Annotated in this window: 17 protein-coding genes; 13 read left to right on the top strand and 4 right to left on the bottom strand. The window is 49.8% G+C overall.

What is annotated here, in order from left to right; genetic code table 11:
- Positions 1–8: 8 nt before the first annotated feature.
- The gene (gene pheT / locus DW739_RS08265) at positions 9–2,429 is read left to right on the top strand and encodes a phenylalanine--tRNA ligase subunit beta (RefSeq protein WP_118742906.1); all 2,421 of its coding nucleotides are present in this window, start codon (positions 9–11) and stop codon (positions 2,427–2,429) included.
- A 236-nt stretch (positions 2,430–2,665) separates the two neighbouring features.
- Here the strand turns inward: pheT and DW739_RS08260 are convergent, their stop codons facing one another.
- Entirely contained in the window at positions 2,666–3,607 is a 942-nt protein-coding gene (locus DW739_RS08260; protein ID WP_182427963.1) for an ion transporter, read from the bottom strand.
- A 417-nt stretch (positions 3,608–4,024) separates the two neighbouring features.
- Here DW739_RS08260 and DW739_RS08255 point away from each other — a divergent pair, with 417 nt between their 5' ends.
- The 7 genes from DW739_RS08255 to yqeB all read left to right on the top strand — a co-directional run bounded on the left by DW739_RS08255 (position 4,025) and on the right by yqeB (position 9,173).
- The gene (locus DW739_RS08255) at positions 4,025–4,375 is read left to right on the top strand and encodes an arsenate reductase family protein (RefSeq protein ID WP_022359085.1); all 351 of its coding nucleotides are present in this window, start codon (positions 4,025–4,027) and stop codon (positions 4,373–4,375) included.
- Complete coding sequence (gene yqeC / locus DW739_RS08250; RefSeq protein ID WP_243023753.1) at positions 4,354–5,190, top strand: selenium cofactor biosynthesis protein YqeC; 837 nt, start codon at positions 4,354–4,356, stop codon at positions 5,188–5,190. Before DW739_RS08255 ends, yqeC begins: the two co-directional genes overlap by 22 nt.
- Positions 5,191–5,195: 5 nt before the next feature.
- Positions 5,196–6,230: a selenide, water dikinase SelD gene (selD, locus tag DW739_RS08245; protein ID WP_118628943.1), complete on the top strand. Its 1,035-nt coding sequence runs from the start codon at positions 5,196–5,198 to the stop codon at positions 6,228–6,230.
- 12 nt (positions 6,231–6,242) lie between these two features.
- On the top strand, positions 6,243–6,860 hold the full coding sequence (yedF, locus tag DW739_RS08240; protein WP_118742905.1) for a sulfurtransferase-like selenium metabolism protein YedF: 618 nt from the start codon (positions 6,243–6,245) through the stop codon (positions 6,858–6,860).
- Positions 6,857–7,996, top strand: a complete 1,140-nt coding sequence (locus DW739_RS08235) for an aminotransferase class V-fold PLP-dependent enzyme (RefSeq protein WP_118742904.1) — start codon at positions 6,857–6,859, stop codon at positions 7,994–7,996. Before yedF ends, DW739_RS08235 begins: the two co-directional genes overlap by 4 nt.
- Before the next feature lie 16 nt (positions 7,997–8,012).
- Positions 8,013–8,243, top strand: a complete 231-nt coding sequence (locus DW739_RS08230) for a DUF3343 domain-containing protein (RefSeq protein ID WP_118491640.1) — start codon at positions 8,013–8,015, stop codon at positions 8,241–8,243.
- 114 nt (positions 8,244–8,357) lie between these two features.
- Complete coding sequence (yqeB, locus tag DW739_RS08225) at positions 8,358–9,173, top strand: selenium-dependent molybdenum cofactor biosynthesis protein YqeB (protein ID WP_107000533.1); 816 nt, start codon at positions 8,358–8,360, stop codon at positions 9,171–9,173.
- A gap of 234 nt (positions 9,174–9,407) precedes the next feature.
- On the opposite strand, the gene DW739_RS08220 is transcribed toward yqeB, so the two are convergent.
- A complete protein-coding gene (locus DW739_RS08220) occupies positions 9,408–10,457 on the bottom strand; it encodes a transglutaminase domain-containing protein (RefSeq protein ID WP_118742903.1) in 1,050 nt (349 codons plus the stop codon).
- A gap of 29 nt (positions 10,458–10,486) precedes the next feature.
- A complete protein-coding gene (locus tag DW739_RS08215; protein WP_107000531.1) occupies positions 10,487–10,756 on the bottom strand; it encodes a hypothetical protein in 270 nt (89 codons plus the stop codon).
- A gap of 312 nt (positions 10,757–11,068) precedes the next feature.
- Here DW739_RS08215 and DW739_RS08210 point away from each other — a divergent pair, with 312 nt between their 5' ends.
- The 5 genes from DW739_RS08210 to DW739_RS08190 all read left to right on the top strand — a co-directional run bounded on the left by DW739_RS08210 (position 11,069) and on the right by DW739_RS08190 (position 16,184).
- A complete protein-coding gene (locus DW739_RS08210; protein WP_118742902.1) occupies positions 11,069–12,466 on the top strand; it encodes a sodium-dependent transporter in 1,398 nt (465 codons plus the stop codon).
- A 472-nt stretch (positions 12,467–12,938) separates the two neighbouring features.
- The gene (locus DW739_RS08205) at positions 12,939–13,583 is read left to right on the top strand and encodes a hypothetical protein (RefSeq protein WP_118293482.1); all 645 of its coding nucleotides are present in this window, start codon (positions 12,939–12,941) and stop codon (positions 13,581–13,583) included.
- Positions 13,584–13,656: 73 nt separating this feature from the next.
- On the top strand, positions 13,657–14,445 hold the full coding sequence (locus DW739_RS08200) for an ABC transporter permease (protein WP_118742937.1): 789 nt from the start codon (positions 13,657–13,659) through the stop codon (positions 14,443–14,445).
- Entirely contained in the window at positions 14,432–15,145 is a 714-nt protein-coding gene (locus DW739_RS08195) for an ABC transporter ATP-binding protein (protein ID WP_117796190.1), read from the top strand. Before DW739_RS08200 ends, DW739_RS08195 begins: the two co-directional genes overlap by 14 nt.
- 13 nt (positions 15,146–15,158) lie before the next feature.
- On the top strand, positions 15,159–16,184 hold the full coding sequence (locus DW739_RS08190) for an NrtA/SsuA/CpmA family ABC transporter substrate-binding protein (RefSeq protein WP_347560698.1): 1,026 nt from the start codon (positions 15,159–15,161) through the stop codon (positions 16,182–16,184).
- Positions 16,185–16,289: 105 nt separating this feature from the next.
- Here DW739_RS08190 and thrH read toward each other — a convergent pair whose 3' ends face one another.
- The gene (gene thrH, locus DW739_RS08185) at positions 16,290–16,892 is read right to left on the bottom strand and encodes a bifunctional phosphoserine phosphatase/homoserine phosphotransferase ThrH (RefSeq protein ID WP_022359071.1); all 603 of its coding nucleotides are present in this window, start codon (positions 16,890–16,892) and stop codon (positions 16,290–16,292) included.
- Between the last annotated feature and the right edge of the window lie 295 nt (positions 16,893–17,187).

The following is a 17,187-nucleotide window of genomic DNA, read 5'->3' as shown; positions in this document are numbered from 1 at the left end:
GATTAGAAATGCTTGTACCGTTAAGCTGGTTAAAAGATTATGTAGATATTAATATTTCCGCAGATGAGCTGGAGAAGAAGCTTTTTGACTGTGGATTTGAGGTAGAAGAAAAATGGCAGGTTGGCAAGGATATCAGCGGCATCGTCGTTGGTTATGTTGACTCCTGTGAGCCGATTCCGGAAACACATCTTCATGTGTGCCAGGTCAATATAGGTGGTCCGGAACTCTTACAGATCTGCTGTGGCGCTGACAATGTAAAAGCTGGCGGAAAATTCCCAGTTGCCATGATTGGCGCGAAAGTATATGCAACTGCAAAAGATCATGTGACGATCGAGGGCGTGGCCACCATTAAAAAGGGTAAATTGAGAGGTTATGAGTCCCAGGGTATGCTGTGTTCCGGTACCGAGCTTGGCTTAAACGAGGATCTGTATCCGGGTGCTGGTTACAACGGATTGCTGGTTCTGCCGGAGGATGCGGAAATTGGTTCGGATGTCAAAGAGCTGACCGGCTTAAATGACTGGATCTTCGATGTTTCTATCACGGCAAACCGTCCGGACTGCCAGAGTATTTTCGGTCTGGCAAGAGAGGTTGCCGCCGCACTGGGCGAGCCGCTCAAGACACCGGCACTGGATTACACTGAGACAGAAGTTGAGAAAGAAGGCTTCAACGTAACGGTAGAGGCACAGGATCTTTGCCCGCGTTACATTGCACACTATGTATATGACGTAAAACTGGGTCAGTCCCCGGCATGGATGAGACGACGTCTGGCTTTGGTAGGAAATAATTCCATTTCCAATATTGTTGATATTACAAACTATATCATGCGTGAGTTAGGTCAGCCGCTTCATGCGTTTGACTGCGATTATCTGGAGGGCAATGCGATCAACGTAAGACGCGCGGCCGAGGGCGAGAAGATCGTGACGCTGGATGAGAAAGAATTTACCTTAAATCCGAACAATCTGGTTATCTGCGACGGCAAAAAGCCGGTAGCACTTGCCGGAATCATGGGTGGTTTAAATTCTGAGGTCCGTGATACCACGACGGAAGTGATGTTCGAGGCAGCTAAATTTGCCCGTGACAACATCCGCAGAAGCTCCCGTGCATTAGGACAGGGATCCGACGCGAGCCAGCGATATTCTAAGGGCGTCGATGAGTACACAACCGAGATGGCGATGAAACGTGCCCTGCACCTGGTTGAGGAGCTGGGAGCTGGTAAGATTTCCAAGACCCATAAAAATGTAAATACCGGAAACTCCTTAGAGCCGACCACCTTCAAGACAAGTGTTAAGAAGGTAAACGCTGTTCTGGGTATTACCGTTCCGGACGAGGATATTTTACGCATCCTGGCTGGCTTAAACTTCCAGCCGGAGATCAACGGCGACGAACTGACCATGCATTTCCCGGCATACCGCGAGGATATGGAAGATTATCCGGATGTTGCCGAGGAAGTGATCCGTATGTACGGCTACGATCACATCACATCGACCTTCCTGCCGAGTGCTAAGGTGACGATCGGTGGAAGCAACCTGCGTCAGAGAACAATTCTGAAAGTAAAGAGAACGCTGTGCAGTGTTGGCGCATTTGAGGGAATCCACTATTCCTTCTTCTCCCCGTCGGATCTGGATGAAATGGGATTTGCAGAGGACGCGCCAGAGCGCAGGGCGATCCGCATCATGAATCCGATCAACGAGGATCTGTCCCTGATGAGAACAACACTGGCACCGCAGATGATTCATGCGATGGGACGCAACCAAAAGAGAGGCATCTTCGAGGGACGTATCTTCGAGATTGGAAATGCATTTATTCCGAAGTCCCTGCCTCTGACGGAATATCCGGAAGAGCGAGAGACGCTGTGCATCGGTGCATTTGGCAAGGAAGAGTCCTTCTTTACCTTAAAGGGAATGGCAGAGGCAGTTGCCGATGTTTTAAATATTACTTTTAACTATGAAAAAGCAGAGAAACCGTTCCTGCATCCGTATCAGACCGCAGCGATCTTCTGCGAGGGCGAGGAGATTGGTTACCTCGGTAAGGTAAAATATGAGATCATGAAGGAAGAGGCAATGCGCGAAGATGCGTATGTGTTGGAGATCAGCATGAAAGCGCTGGAGAAATGGTATGGAAAAGCCAAAGTATTTGAGCCGCTTCCAAAATTCCCGGAGGAAAAACGTGATCTGGCGCTGGTTATGGACAAAGACATCACCTGCGGACAGGTTGAGGGCTGTATCCGCGAGGCTTGTGCTTACGTCAAGGATGTTAGTCTGTTCGACGTATACGAGGGCAGACAGATCGCAGCCGATAAGAAATCGATGGCATTTACCGTTCTCTTCACTCCGAAGGAAGAGGCGTTCAAGGCAGATACCGTTGACGGATATGTCAAGAAAGTGCTGAAACAGCTGAATAAGACGTATGGAATTGAGCTGAGAAGCTGATTTTGAAGGAAAGAAAAGGCTGCTGTCCAGAGAGAGAAACTTTGGACGGCAGTCTTTTTGTGTAATAGGAAATTCCTTGGAATTCCCTATTACACAAAAAGGCACTAACGTGCCAATGATGCGCACTCGCGCGAAGCAGAAACATGTCGCAAGCGACCGCGCTCGGCGCGAGAATGTGCCAAGGCACATTCTTTTTCACGTTCATATTCACAAAAAATGTTTGATGATAAGTTTGATTACGCTTCATTTTCTATTCGTATAATCACAATATCATTTAATTTCAAAACCATATTTTTCTGCGGAAGCACCGACAGATCATCGCGCAGCACCAGAAATATCTTGATATTCTGCTCTTCTTCCATCTCTTCAATGGTTTTTCCGGCATACCGTTTATCGACGAAAACCTCGGCAATTTCCTGAATATCCGCGTCCTTCATGCTGGACAGGCTGCTCTTGCGCTGGTACTGTTCGACGAAACCGGCGCTGATGATACCGGTTGGGATCGCGACGGCACCGACTCCGAGGTAGGCGATGCAGATCGCCATCACGCGCCCAAGCGTTGTGACCGGGTAAATATCGCCGTAACCGACGGTCAGCAGCGTGGACATACTCCACCAGATGCCGCTGAATGCATTGCGGAAAATGTCCGGCTGAGCGTTGTGCTCGACACTATACATGCACATGCTGCTCGCCAGCATCAGCACCATGACGATGAACACAGAGGAAATGATCTGGTTCCGTTTTTCATAGAGTACGGTGGTAATGATGTTGAACGAGTCGTATTTCGCATTGAGCCGGAACAGATGGAAAATCCGCGCCACGCGCAGCATACGGAAAATGATGAAGCCCGACAGAAAAAAGACCGGGATGATCGTCAGCAGATCCACCACTCCATCAAAGGAAATGAGAAAGCAGAACCGGGCGCGTCCCGGCGTTTTTTCTGGATAGAGATAGTCGGCAGTCCAGATGCGCAGCGCGTATTCAATACAGAAAATCAGGACACTGGCATGTTCCAGCATGGTAAACAGACCACCGAAGGATGCTAATTGATCGAATGTTTCTAGAAACGTGACAATGATATTGCAGATGATCGTGAAGGTGATGAAAATATCGAATGCACGGCTGATACGGTTGCTTTTGTCGCCGATCTGGATGATGTTAAATATTTTTTCTTTCATAGTGGATATTTTTATAATAATTTTTGGGTGAATGTGTTTCCCTGTTGGTATAAAAGAGGGGGTTATCTCAGTCGAGAAGACTCCCACCTCTTCAGGTGGTGAGTAATAGCAAATTTGTCTCAGTGGAAGCCTTGTCTCCGACTGAGATAAACGCTCCGCGAGGATGCGCAGTGATCCTGATAGGAATATGTCAGCTTCGCTGACCAGGATCACGTGCCAAGTCTCACGGACGTTCGACTTGAATATAGTTGCAGATATTATTATTGTATCATTTTCAGGCATCCCTTGCAATCTTTCTGGTGTCTGGGTATAATTTCCGTAGGTAATTTAAAAAGGTAAAATGCTTTGTTTAGAACGGCCGCATTTAAAATAGAGGGTGCCGTATAATAGCAAGCATGATCACAAAGGAGGAATACGATGCTGTTTATTTATTATCCAAAATGCAGTACCTGCCAGAAAGCGAAAAAATGGCTGGATGCACAGGAAATTTCATATACAGAGCGCCATATCGTGGAGGAAAATCCGACGTATGAGGAATTGAAGAAGTGGCAGGCGAGAAGCGGGCTGCCGATCAAGAAATTTTTCAATACGAGCGGGATGCTATATAAGGAAATGCAGTTAAAGGATAAGCTGCCGCAGATGAGCGAGGACGAACAGTTGAAGCTGCTTGCCACCAATGGGATGTTGGTAAAACGCCCTGTCATTGTGGATGGAGATACTGTTTTAACGGGATTTCGGGAGAAGGAATGGGAAGAGAAGCTGCGGTGATGGACTGGGAGCAGAAGTTTCCTTTCTTACGTGAAAAAGGACACGTGGTCTCGCTGATTGGCGGAGGCGGAAAGACGACGCTTCTGTATGCGCTGTCGGCATACTGCACGGCGAAGGGATGGCGGGTGCTGACGGCGACGACGACGCATATTCGGAAGCCGGTAAACGTGCCGTGGATTGCGGTAAATGAGGAAGAAAATACCGCGTGGGAGAATGCCGGAAAAGAGCGCGATCGTCTCTGGCAGCAGGGAACCTACGTCGTAGCCGGAACCCCAGCCCTACACGAAAAATTGACAATTCTGCCAGAAGCGATTCGAAGCGAGTGGATTTCGGATGCAGATATCACATTTCTGGAGGCGGATGGCGCGAAATGTCTTCCGTGTAAATTCCCGGCGGCGCATGAGCCGGTGATACTGCCGCAGAGCGATATCGTGCTGGCGGTCGCGGGGCTGAGTGCCCTGTATCGTCCGTTGGGGGAGGTGTGCTTCCGGGCGGAGCTGGCGATTGAGGCGTGGAACAGGGATGTGTGCGAGTATGGGGACGCAGCTTATCCCAAAGAAGGAAAAAGACTGCTCAAAGAAGTGCCCATTTCGAAAGATACGCCTTTGACCCCAGAACTTCTGGCGTGGCTTCTTGGTAGCGAAAACGGTGCCAGAAAAGATATATCGGGGCGTTTGTTTTTTGCGGTTCTGAACCAGGCGGACACGTCAGAGCGCCGGGAGGATGGCAGAAAGGTACTGGATATCCTGAAACATAGCTACGGAATTCAGGGAATTTTAACTTCCTTTTCAGGACCAGAACGAAATCAGGAGTGAGAGAGATGAGTGAGAAAAAGGATATCGTATTTTGTACGGGCGGCGGCTGTACGGCAAAGCTGGGAGCCGGTGTTTTAAGCCGCATTTTGGAAAAACTACCGCGCGGCGAGAAGGATCCGAATCTTTTAGTCGGATATGACAGCCGGGACGATGCGGCAGTGTATCAGGTCACAGAGGATCTGGCGCTGGTGCAGACGGTTGATTTCTTCCCGCCGATGGTGGACGATCCGTATATTTTTGGACAGGTTGCAGCGGCAAATGCGCTGAGCGACGTGTACGCGATGGGCGGTGAGGTCAAGACGGCGCTGAATCTGGTGTGTTTTCCGGAATCAATGGATTTGAATGTTCTGGGACAGATTTTACAGGGCGGCGCGGAGAAGGTGGCAGAAGCAGGCGGCATTCTCGCGGGCGGTCACTCGATCGCGGACACGGGCGTGAAATACGGTTTGTCCGTGACGGGACTGGTAAATCCGAAAAAGCTGTACGCCAATGATGCCGGACAGCCGGGCGACCGCCTGATTTTGACAAAGGCATTGGGTGTTGGGCTGATTTGTTCGGCAAACCGCGTCGGAGAAGTGACAAAAGAGCAGATGGACGGGGCGGTACAGTCGATGACGACGCTCAATAAAACAGCGGCGGAAATCAGCCGGAAGTACACGGTTCACGCGTGCACAGATGTGACTGGGTTCGGTTTTCTGGGACATCTGCATGAAATGATGGGGCGCGGGTTGTCGTGCGAGATTGATGTGAACCATATTCCGGTGCTTCCGGGCGCACGTGAGTCGGCAGATGCGTTTTTATACACGGCGGCAGGACAGAGAAACCGCAACCATGTCGGGGCGGCGGTGCAGTTTGAAAATGTACCGTTTTCAATGGAAGAGGTCTTGTTTGACCCGCAGACCTCCGGCGGACTTCTGATGGCAGCTGCCCCGGATGAGGCGGAGAAACTGGAACAGGAGCTACAGAACGCCGGGCTTCCGGCGCGGATCGTGGGAACGATCACGGAACCGGGAGAGGTTGAAATTTTTGTACGAGGATAGGAGGAAACAGAAATGAAGAAAGTAGATGCAAGAGGAGACGCATGCCCGATTCCGGTCGTAAAGGCAAAACACGCGATAGAGGAACTTTCGGGTGCCGGACAGGTGGAAGTGCTGGTGGATAATGAGATTGCAGTTCAGAATCTGACGAAAATGGCAGAGCAGAAGGGCTATCAGAGCAGTGCAAAGAAGCTGGCGGATCAGGAATATCAGGTTATCTTTACGGTGGGTGAACAGACAGAAGAGGAAAAAGCACAGGCAGGAGCCGGATGCGAAGCCTGTATTCCGGACAGCCGTACCGATACCGTGGTTGTGATTGCCAATGATAAGATGGGCGAGGGCAGTGAGGAACTTGGAAAGACGCTTTTGAAGGCATTTACATTTGCCCTGACCCAGCAGGACAACTTGCCGAAAACCATTCTTTTCTATAACGGCGGAGCCAGTCTGACCTGTGAAGGATCTCCGATGCTGGAGGATCTGAAGACACTGGAGGCAGAAGGTGTGGAGATCCTGACCTGCGGCACCTGCCTGAATTTCTATGGTCTGACCGGGAAGCTGGCAGTCGGCGGTGTAACCAACATGTATGTCATCGCTGAAAAAATGCTGGGCGCTGGAAATGTGGTAAAACCATGATTTATATGGACAATGCGGCGACTTCGCTTCAAAAGCCGCTGCAGGTGGAACAGGCAGTCCTTGAGGCGCTTCGCACCGCAGGAAATCCGGGGCGCGGCGCGCATGAGGCAACCTTACATGCTTCAAGACTGGTGTACGGGGCGCGTGCGGCAGCAGCAGAATTGTTCGATGCGGAAGATGCGTCGCGGATTGCCTTTACGGCAAACGCAACGGAGGCGCTGAACATAGCCATTTCCGGGCTGATTCGTCCGGGCGATCACGTGATCACGACGGTCTGTGAGCATAATTCGGTGCTGCGCCCTCTTTACCGTCTGCGTGATCAGGGAGCGACGCTTAGTTTTGTGGGTGTGGATGCGCGTGGAAATCTAAAATATGAAGAGTTGGAAGCATTTCTGCGCCCAGAGACGCGTGCGGTGGTAATTACCGGCGCGTCCAACGTGACAGGAAATGTGACGGATCTTTCCTATATTTCTTCGTTTGTTAAACGGAATGGACTGCTTCTGATTGTGGATGCGTCGCAGACTGCAGGGGAAGAACTGTTTTCCGTGCAGAAGCTCGGAATCGACGTGCTCTGTTTTACCGGGCATAAGGCGCTTCTGGGACCACAGGGAACCGGCGGGCTGTATGTGAAGCCGGGACTTTCGGTGGAATCGCTTCTGGTTGGCGGCAGCGGTATTCACAGTTATGATGAACACCATCCGAAGGAAATGCCAACGGCACTCGAAGCCGGGACGCTCAATGTCCATGGTCTGGCGGGTCTGGCCGCAGGCATCCGTTACCGGATGGATCAGGGGATCGAGAAATTGCAGAAACGGGAGAGGGATTTAACACGCCGTTTTTACGAACAGGTGAAGGAAATTCCGGGCATCATTGTGTATGGAGATCCGGCGGCAAAATGTCATGCGCCGATCGTCTCCCTCAACCTTGCCGGGGAAGATTCGGCACGTGTGGCGGATGCACTCTGGGAAGAATACGGCATCTGCGTCCGCGCGGGGGCACACTGTGCGCCGCTCATGCACCGGGCGCTTGGAACGGTCGGTCAGGGAGTGGTGCGGTTCAGTTTTTCGCATTTTAATACGGAAGAGGAGATTGAGAGGGCAGCAGAAGCAGTTCGGGCACTGGCAGAGGAAGCGTAGGGGAGAAATTGGTAGTATGAGAGAAAAACATCCATTTATCGTACTGTCCTTTCAGACAACTGTGGCGGCGATGGAATGGGAAAAACGATGTATGGAAACGGGCATTCCGGGACGTTTAATTCCACTTCCGAGGGAGATTTCTGCCGGCTGTGGTCTTGCGTGGCGGATGCGTCCGGAAGAGTGGGAGCAGTGGAGCGGACGGATAGATACTTCTGTTTATGATAAGGTGTCGTGTGTGTGGCAGTAAAAAGAATTACTCTAAAAGCAGAAAACAAAATCAAAAGAATTATTTGAAGAAGAAGCTGCATAAACAGGTAATGGAAATAATAGTAACAAAAGTGAGATAGGAGAAGGCATCCTCATGAAACGAGATGATTTAATTATTGTGCGCGGCGGCGGTGACCTGGCAACTGGGACGATTCACCGGCTCTGGGCGGCAGGGCTTCGGGTGCTGGTGCTGGAGATTGAAAATCCGGCGGCGATCCGGCGACAGGTAGCTCTGTGTGAGGCGGTTTATACAAAAACAACTGAGGTCGAGGGGCTTCGTGCTGTCCGGATTGATCGATATGAGGAGGCAGAAGCGGTCTGGCAGGAAAATAGCGTGCCGATTTTGATTGATCCGAAAGGTGTGTCGATTGGAGCGCTGAAACCGGCTGTTGTGATCGATGCGATTCTGGCAAAGCGAAATCTTGGAACCCGCCGGGATATGGCACCGCTCACGATTGCACTTGGTCCGGGCTTTACGGCAGGTGAGGATGTGGATGTTGTGGTGGAGACAAAGCGCGGTCACCGGCTGGGGCGAATTATCCGCGAGGGTGCGGCGATCCCGAATACAGGGATTCCGGGCGTGATCGGTGGATACGGTGCAGAGCGGGTGATTCACGCACAGGCAGCGGGTATTTTCAAAAATGTGCGTGTGATCGGTGATATCGTCGAAGCCGGGGACACGATCGCGGAGATTTGGCAGGAGGACGGAACGAAACTTCTGGTTCAGACACAGATCACGGGCATTCTGCGAGGTCTTTTGCGGGATGGTTATCTGGTGACGGAACATTTCAAGGTAGCAGATGTTGATCCGAGAAAAGAGGAACTTTCCAACTGTTTTCTGATCTCGGACAAGGCGAGATGTATCGCGGGAAGTGTACTGGAGTTGGTGTGTGCCCAGTTATGGAAGTAAAAGAGAGACTATAGCAATAGTTCCTTTGAGAAAAATTCTAAGAAATTTCATCCTAATCATTGACGTATAGCAAAAAAATAACGTAAAACTTTCTGGATAAGCTCCTTTGGCAGGCAGCTTTGATAAACATCAGGATCTGGTTTTGGAAGATGATCCCTATGATTGTTAGAATCTTCATGTCATAGGAAACTTCGTCCTATGACACAAAAATGCTCCGCGGAAAAGCACAGCGAACTATAAAGACGCTGTGCCTTCCGGGGTTTCTTCCCCTTCATTTGCTTCCTCCATGGTGACAATCGGCTGGATGGCCTCATCGGTATAGCGGATGCGCAGGACAGCCTGGGGCCAGTTAAGCTTGATTAGGGCTGTTTTCTGCCGTTCTTTTCCGGCTTTTTCGATTAGGTCGAGCAGTTCACGCAGAACTTCCTTTGTCAGATAGCCGCCGCGCCAGTGAAACGTCAGTGTTTTTCCTTTTTTGGCCGCCTGTAAGGAGCGCTTGTATACATCCTCCTGTTTGGTAAAGGAGAGCTTCTTTTCTTTATAATAGAAATGGTTGCTGTCCGTGCAGGCAGGCGCCGGGGCGATGAGCGGTTCGTGGTCGCGGAAGATCGCCTTGTCGTCGAGATTGAAGTAATCGTAGCGGATTTCCTCCCCTGTCTGGCTGCATTTGCCGAGACTGTTGTCGAAGGTAGCGTCCAGATGGTAGTACGTTTTTCCGATCTTGACGATGTTCCAGGTATGGCGGTATTTGATGCCCTTTTCAGGGTTATTGCCGCAGAGCGCGATCATGCACCAGATGCCGAGCGTATCACAAAGAATTTTGACCGATTTGGCGATGCCCTCGCAGACGCCGACGCCCTGTCCCAGAGGTCCGATGATCTCATGGGAGTAGGGCTTTTTTAATTTGTCATAGTGAACGTGTTCGCAGATAAAATCGTGGATATAGCGTTCTTTTTCCAGTTCAGTCAGCTTCATTGCCGGGCGGGCAAGTTTTTCGACGCGGGCGTCCATCGCTTTCTGATGTTCGCGGATCTTGCCCTTGTCAAAGAGGTATTCCGGTATCAGGATCAGGTTCGGGGAATCTGGGTAATACTTATATTTAAAGCCGGAAGCCCAGAAAATCTCCGGGTGATCGAGCCGCAGTTCAAAAAATACATTGCTTAAATCCTTTCCCTCCAGGCGCGGAATCTGAAATTCGTCGGAGAGATTGGTAAGCCCCTGCTGCATGGCGCGGTAGGCGGCTTGCTGGTTCTTGTTCATGTGATTATAGTAAAATGGTTCCATTTTGATATTCCTTTGTAACTCTTTATATTTTAGTGTGATTCAGCCGCTTTCTCAATCTGCCCGGATTCCGGGTCAAACCAGACGCGATCGCCCTCATCGATTCCGGTATCATAGAGTGCCTGATCCGCGGTGCGTATCGTATATTCTGGATGCTCTGAGAGGTTTGCATTTTCAGTTGTGTCCAGCAGACGGACACAGACCATCGTTTCCTGTCCGTCCGGGCGTTCTTCACAGCCAAAATCGGCTTCGTATATTTCTAAAACCCGGCAAAGACGCGGGAATGTTTGATTGTTGTTCATTGTGTATATGCCTCATTCCATGAGAAAATTTCTGTTTTTATCTTTTTAATTTTAGCAGAAGATGATAAGGCAGGCAAGTAGAGAAGAAAGGGAGGAAATAAATTAAATGCGAAGCCACGGCAAATTCCGTTACTGGGCATGATGCGTGAACAGTAACGATGGGACGGCTGGGAAGAAAAGCGGGAGGGGGGGAAATTTGAGGGGAAAATTGCTGGCAGATACTTGTAATTCTAATAAAAACAGGTAGAATAGAAGCTGTCTATGTCCGCGGGAGACGGACATAAAAGTTACAATCACGGGGGTTATAAGTAAATGGCAAAAAAGAAAAACAGCTTCAGCGGTTCGCTGGGGTTTGTGCTGGCAGCAGCCGGAAGTGCCGTCGGTGTAGGAAATATCTGGCGTTTTCCGTATTTATGTGCGAAAGACGGAGGCGGACTGTTCCTGCTGGTGTATCTGGTGCTGGTGGTGACATTTGGATTTGTACTTCTGACGACGGATGTGGCGATCGGCAGAAGAACGAAGGAGAATGCGCTGCGGGCGTTTGGAACGCTGCATCCGAAGTGGAAGTTTGTTGGATACCTGACGTTTCTGGTTCCGATGTTAATTATGACGTATTATTCGGTCATCGGCGGATGGATCACGAAATATTTCTTTGAGTATTTGACGACATCCGGCAGGGATGTGGCGGAGGACGGATATTTTACATCGTTTATCACGGAAAAGAATGCGCCGCTGATTTTCACGGGAATCTTTCTGGCGCTCACAATCTGGGTTGTATACAGAGGTGTGGAGAAGGGAATTGAGAAATTTTCCTGTTTTATCATGCCGGGACTGATCCTGTTAGTCATCGGAATCGCGATTTTTTCACTGACGCTTTCCTACACGGACGCGGATGGGACGGTCCGGACGGGAATACAGGGATTCCTCGTCTACGTGCGCCCGGATTTTACGGGACTGACGGTAAAAGGATTTCTGGAAGTACTGCTGGATGCGATGAGCCAGCTCTTTTTCTCACTGAGTGTGTCGATGGGAATTATGGTAACATATGGTTCTTATGTCAAAGATGAGATCGATTTGAATAAGGCGACCAACCAGATTGAATTTTTTGATACAGGTGTGGCGCTTCTGTCCGGCATGATGATTATTCCGGCGGTCTTTGTATTTTTAGGACGCGACGGCATGGCGTCCGGTCCGAGTCTGACCTTTATTTCGCTTCCAAAGGTATTTCAGGCGATGGGCGGCGCCGGTCATATCGTGGGACTTGCATTTTTCCTGATGCTTGGCTTTGCGGCGCTGACATCCTGCGTTTCTGTCATGGAAACGCTGGTTGCCAACTGCATGGAAGTGTTTGGAAAGACGAGAAAACAGATGTGTGTGATGGTCGGAATCTATTCCCTGCTCACGGCGGTTCTCATTTGTCTGGGCTACAATGTTCTGTATTTTGAGTTGAAGCTGCCGAACGGTTCCACCGGACAGCTGCTTGATGTGATGGATTATATCAGCAACAGCTTCCTTATGCCGATCATTTCCTTCTTAACCAGCATCCTGATTGGATGGGTGGTCGGACCGAAGTGGATCGTGGAAGAAGTCGAGAAAAATGGGGAACATTTTTCAAGAGCAGGTATGTACAGCTTCTTAATCCGGTATATTGTGCCGGCTGTCATGCTGGTTCTTTTCCTGGTATCGACCGGGTTTATTAATATGCTGTAATGAAAAATGGTTTTAGCTGGTTTTCACGGTAAATATGTGAACTGGTTAAAACCTTTTTTCATAGAAAGAGCGTCCCATGAAAAGACGCTCTGTTTGAAGTTATGTAGCAGATGGTATGCCAGCAGTAAACAGAAGTAACTAAATTCCATCATTTTCCAATCAAAAAACGCTCCGCGAGGATGTGCCAAGGCATATTTTTTTATAGGATTCAATAAAAACAGGAATCCGTTCGGAACAAAACCTATTAAAGATGTATGAAAATAGGAATCATTAAAACCGATTTTATCATTTTTACCGGCTAGTGTCAACTTATAAAATTGTAAAAGTTTACAATCAAAACTGGACAATATATCGATTTTTTGCTATGATAAGCTAGTTAGAAAAAACTAACTTGCAGGGAACGTGAAAACGAAGTAAACTAGGTGCATAGGTGTGAAAGCTAGGCAGCCTGATTGGATAGAGTGGAGAAACAATGCAGTATTTGTGGATAAATCCGGTTTCTGCCGGGATGTGTGAGGAAGATTCGCTGAAGCGTTTTTTAGAACGGCATGGTCTGACGCGGGTCGAGTGCCGGGGCGATTGGGGACGGATCGTCCGGGAAAGATATGAAGCTAGTCTGCGGGCGGGCGTGACGCTTGCGGATGCGCGCTGTCCGGAGGCGGTTCGGCTGCTTGAAGAGATACAGAAGGAGCCGGAAAACGAATCTGGAATTGAAAACCTGAAAGTTGCCCCGATCGAGCCGATTTTACTTCACTGTGCGCGGGAATTAAGCACGCGTCCGGATCTGGCGGATGGGGAGAAGATCATCACGACGCCATGCCAGAGTCTTGCGGTGCTTGGAAATTCGCTGGGACTTGAGAATACGCGGTTTATCGCATGGAATCGTCTGGCGGGCGGTGAGGTGCGCGTCCGGGCGATCGAAGACAGCCCGATTCCGCCGGGGTATTTTGCGGGAATCTGCCGGAAAGATGGACAGGCGGCGAAGGTAGAGAGTGTCAGCAGTCCGGAGAAAATCCGGGCATATGTGGAGAGCGGAAGCTGGAAGCAGGCGGATCTGCTGGAACTTTTGTATTGTAAGGATGGATGCCATCACGGGGATGGCGTGCAGACAGAGTGAGAGAAAGCTGCGGTTCATGGAAAACGCTTGAAGAAGCGGAAAATGCATGAATTGCGGCAAAAGAATGGGAAGAATGAAAGAAACGAAGAAATTCAAGGATAATTGGCAGAAATACTTCGGTCCGGCGCTGGGAATCGGAGCGGTATTTCTGATCTGGTATTTGGTCTGCCGCATGGAGATGGTCAGTGCGTATGTGCTGCCGTCCCCGGCGCGGGTGTGGACGAGCTTTTTAAAAATGGTGAAAATCGGGGAACTGTGGCGGGATATTTCAATCAGTTTCCTGCGTGTCATGAAGGGATTTGCGATTGCGTTCCTGTGTGCCTTTGTGCTGGGAATGTTCAGGGCGCTGTTTCCGGGCAGCAGCGTTTACTATGAGTATATTGTGCAGTTTTTCCGCAATGTCCCGCCGCTCAGCATGATTCCGCTGCTGATTCTCTGGTGCGGAATCGGAGAGACGACGAAGACGGTGATTATTGTGCTGGCGTCCTTTTTCCCGATGTACTTAAATATCGTGAAGGGATTTACCGGGTGCGATTCGAAACTTCTGGAAGTGGGCGATATGTTTGGCTACTCGAAGCGCCGCAAATTTTTCCGCATCATTCTGCCCTATGCGATGGCAGATATTCTGGTCGGAATGCGGATCGGGCTTGGCTATAGCTGGCGCGCCATTATCGGTGCGGAGATGGTGGCGGCGTCCACCGGGCTTGGACATATGATTTTATTTGCACAGCAGATGTCGCGGACCGACAAGGTGATCGTGGGGATTCTGGTGATCGGGGCAGTCGGATATGTGACGGACCGCCTGTTTGGATGGATGATAGGATTTGTGCTGAAAGGATCCGGGGAAAATGGCTGGAATTGAACTGATTGATATTCATAAAACATACCGGGTGGATAACCGGGAGATTCCCGTTTTAAACGGGATCAACCTGTCGCTTCCGGCGGGGAGAATCACCGTGATTCTGGGGCAGAGCGGATGCGGGAAAACGACGCTTCTGCGGCTGACCGGAGGACTGGAGACGGCGGACAGCGGAGAGATCCGCTGGGAGAGCGCCCATAAGACGGCATTTGTCTTTCAGGAACCGCGCCTCATGCCGTGGCTGACCGTTTGGGAAAATGTGGTGTTCGGGCTTTCAAAAAAGGAGACAGATCCGGGGAAAATAGAGGCGGTTATCCGCACGGTCGGATTATCTGGATTTGAAAAAGCATATCCGGCACAGCTCTCCGGCGGAATGCAGCAGCGGGCGGCGATCGCGCGGGCGCTGGCGTATGAGCCGACCTTTATCATGATGGATGAGCCGTTTGCCGCGCTTGACTATTTTACAAGGGAACAGATGCAGAAAGAGCTTCTGCGCGTCCAGCAGGAGCGCAGTGCGAGCATTCTGTTTGTGACGCACAGCATCGATGAGGCACTGATTCTGGGAAGCCAGATTGCGGTCATTGAAAAGGGCATGGTCAAAGCGCTCTATGAGGTCAAGGCGCCGCAGGAAGAGAGGAATCTTTTGGAGGATGAGATGATAACCCTGAAAAGGGATATTATAAATAATTTACATTTTATTTAGAGGAGGAACGATTATGATGAAACGATGGATGGCAATGGGAATGGCACTCTGCCTTACCGCAGCTTCCTTGGCAGGCTGCTCCGGTACAAAAGATGCGGCTGAGAGCACGCAGGCAGAGGCAGAAACCAGCGCAGAGGAGGCGGCAGCCGAGGAGGAGACAGCGAAAGAATCTGATCTGGATAAGCTGACCTTTACGTATGTAACTTCTCCGCTCAATGTGCCGACGATCATCGAGAAAAATCAGGGTATTTTTGAAAAAACATTTGGCGATATGGGGATTGAGGTTGATTATGCGGAGCTGACCTCCGGGGCAGATCAGACACAGGCGCTGGCTTCCGGCGATGTGCAGGTTTTGTATGCGGTTGGCGGTACTTCGGTGATTCTGTCTGCAGCAAATGGAGCGGATATCAAGGTATTAAATATGTACAGCCGTTCTCCGAAGGCATTCTGTATGTATTCTAAGGATGAGTCCCTGACGACGCCGGAAAGCCTGAGAGGAAAGACAATCGCAGGACCGACCGGAACCAACCTGCATGAGCTTCTCGTTTCCTATCTGGCAACGGCTGGCATGACGATCGACGACGTCAACTATGTCAATATGTCGATCCCGGATGCAAAAGCAGGTCTGGACGGCGGCAGTGTAGACGTGGCTCTGGTTGCTGGCGCAACTGCTTACAATGCAGGGCAGCAGGGTTACCACCTGGTAGCCGACGGCGAAGGCCTGATTAAGGCGATCATTGCAGTGGCAGTGACACAGAAATTCTATGACGAGCACCCGGAGATCATCGAGAAGCTGGAAGAAGCACAGACCGAGATTGCTGATTTCATGGAAGAAAAACCGGATGAGACGATGCAGATCGTAGCCGATGAGCTGGATCTGGATGTCGATGCGGTGAAGAGTATGTACGATCTCTATGATTTCTCTACCGAGATCACAGATGATGACAAAGAAGGCTTCCAGAAGACCGCTGATTTCATGTATGAATCCGGCATGATCGACGAGGCATTTGATGTAAAACAGTTATTTATTGAAAAATAATCAGTGAACATTTGAGAGGATAAACGATTGAAAAGCAGCTCCCGGAGTGTGGATTCCGGGGGCTGCTTTTACGATTGCATATGCAATTATGAAAATACGGAATGTTTACGCTAATACCTTTTTAATCGCTTCTAACAGCTCATCATACGTCTCATAGGCCGGAATCTGCGGATATTCTGCCTTGATCTCCTCCGTCGTGCGGAAGAGGAAGCCCGCCTTGCTTGCCTCAATCATGGCGAGGTCGTTGTGGCTGTCGCCGCTGGCGATCGTCTCGAAGCCGCAGGACTGGAGTGCTTTGACGGTTGTATATTTGGATTTCTCACAGCGCATCTTAAAATCGGTAATCTCACCATTTTCGCTGACAACCAGAGAGTTGCAGAAGATGGTCGGATAGCCAAGTTTCTTCATCAGAGGTCCGGCAAACTGGGAGAAGGTATCGCTGATGATGATTACCTGAGTGATTTCTTTTAATTTGTCTAAAAACTCCCTTGCGCCCGGAAGCGGATCAATTTTAGAGATCGTTTCCTGAATTTCCTTGAGTCCCAGTCCGTGCTCGCGCAGGATGTTTAAACGGTAATTCATCAGTTTGTTATAATCCGGCTCATCGCGGGTGGTGCGTTTTAACTCCGGGATTCCGGTTTCTTCAGCAAATGCGATCCAGATTTCCGGCACTAATACACCTTCTAGATCTAAACATACAATATCCATGTCTCCTCCTGTCTGATACAACGCCTGTCAGCGCTGTGTTCGGTTGAAAAATTTGCTTTCTATTATAGACGAAATGCAGGGGAAATACCAGAGAAATTTGAGAAAAGATGAAAGAATAGAAAAAAGTGCGTTACTGGGCACGTATGCGTGAACAGTAACAAAAGTGCCAATTATTCGCGGTGAGAAAGATTCAGAAGTGAAGAGTTGGCATCATATAGCAGCAGAGTGGTTATCAATAGAATTAAAAAATACCAAAAAAGGGAGTCTCTTTTCGTGAGCGAGAGACTCCCTTTTT

The sequence above is a fragment of the Clostridium sp. AM28-20LB genome, assembly GCF_003480665.1.
GTDB classification, from domain to species: domain Bacteria; phylum Bacillota; class Clostridia; order Lachnospirales; family Lachnospiraceae; genus Otoolea; species Otoolea fessa.
The sequence above is the reverse complement of the archived record's forward strand: the minus strand, read 5'-3'. Positions and strand labels throughout refer to the sequence as shown.

Excerpts from the sequence above, each read along its gene's own strand:
- pheT (WP_118742906.1), top strand. The coding sequence starts at position 9 with ATGCTTGTACCGTTAAGCTGGTTAAAAGATTATGTAGATATTAATATT.
- DW739_RS08260 (WP_182427963.1), bottom strand. The coding sequence starts at position 3,607 with ATGAAAGAAAAAATATTTAACATCATCCAGATCGGCGACAAAAGCAAC.
- DW739_RS08255 (WP_022359085.1), top strand. The coding sequence starts at position 4,025 with ATGCTGTTTATTTATTATCCAAAATGCAGTACCTGCCAGAAAGCGAAA.
- yqeC (WP_243023753.1), top strand. The coding sequence starts at position 4,354 with ATGGGAAGAGAAGCTGCGGTGATGGACTGGGAGCAGAAGTTTCCTTTC.
- selD (WP_118628943.1), top strand. The coding sequence starts at position 5,196 with ATGAGTGAGAAAAAGGATATCGTATTTTGTACGGGCGGCGGCTGTACG.
- yedF (WP_118742905.1), top strand. The coding sequence starts at position 6,243 with ATGAAGAAAGTAGATGCAAGAGGAGACGCATGCCCGATTCCGGTCGTA.
- DW739_RS08235 (WP_118742904.1), top strand. The coding sequence starts at position 6,857 with ATGATTTATATGGACAATGCGGCGACTTCGCTTCAAAAGCCGCTGCAG.
- DW739_RS08230 (WP_118491640.1), top strand. The coding sequence starts at position 8,013 with ATGAGAGAAAAACATCCATTTATCGTACTGTCCTTTCAGACAACTGTG.
- yqeB (WP_107000533.1), top strand. The coding sequence starts at position 8,358 with ATGAAACGAGATGATTTAATTATTGTGCGCGGCGGCGGTGACCTGGCA.
- DW739_RS08220 (WP_118742903.1), bottom strand. The coding sequence starts at position 10,457 with ATGGAACCATTTTACTATAATCACATGAACAAGAACCAGCAAGCCGCC.
- DW739_RS08215 (WP_107000531.1), bottom strand. The coding sequence starts at position 10,756 with ATGAACAACAATCAAACATTCCCGCGTCTTTGCCGGGTTTTAGAAATA.
- DW739_RS08210 (WP_118742902.1), top strand. The coding sequence starts at position 11,069 with ATGGCAAAAAAGAAAAACAGCTTCAGCGGTTCGCTGGGGTTTGTGCTG.
- DW739_RS08205 (WP_118293482.1), top strand. The coding sequence starts at position 12,939 with ATGCAGTATTTGTGGATAAATCCGGTTTCTGCCGGGATGTGTGAGGAA.
- DW739_RS08200 (WP_118742937.1), top strand. The coding sequence starts at position 13,657 with ATGAAAGAAACGAAGAAATTCAAGGATAATTGGCAGAAATACTTCGGT.
- DW739_RS08195 (WP_117796190.1), top strand. The coding sequence starts at position 14,432 with ATGGCTGGAATTGAACTGATTGATATTCATAAAACATACCGGGTGGAT.
- DW739_RS08190 (WP_347560698.1), top strand. The coding sequence starts at position 15,159 with ATGATGAAACGATGGATGGCAATGGGAATGGCACTCTGCCTTACCGCA.
- thrH (WP_022359071.1), bottom strand. The coding sequence starts at position 16,892 with ATGGATATTGTATGTTTAGATCTAGAAGGTGTATTAGTGCCGGAAATC.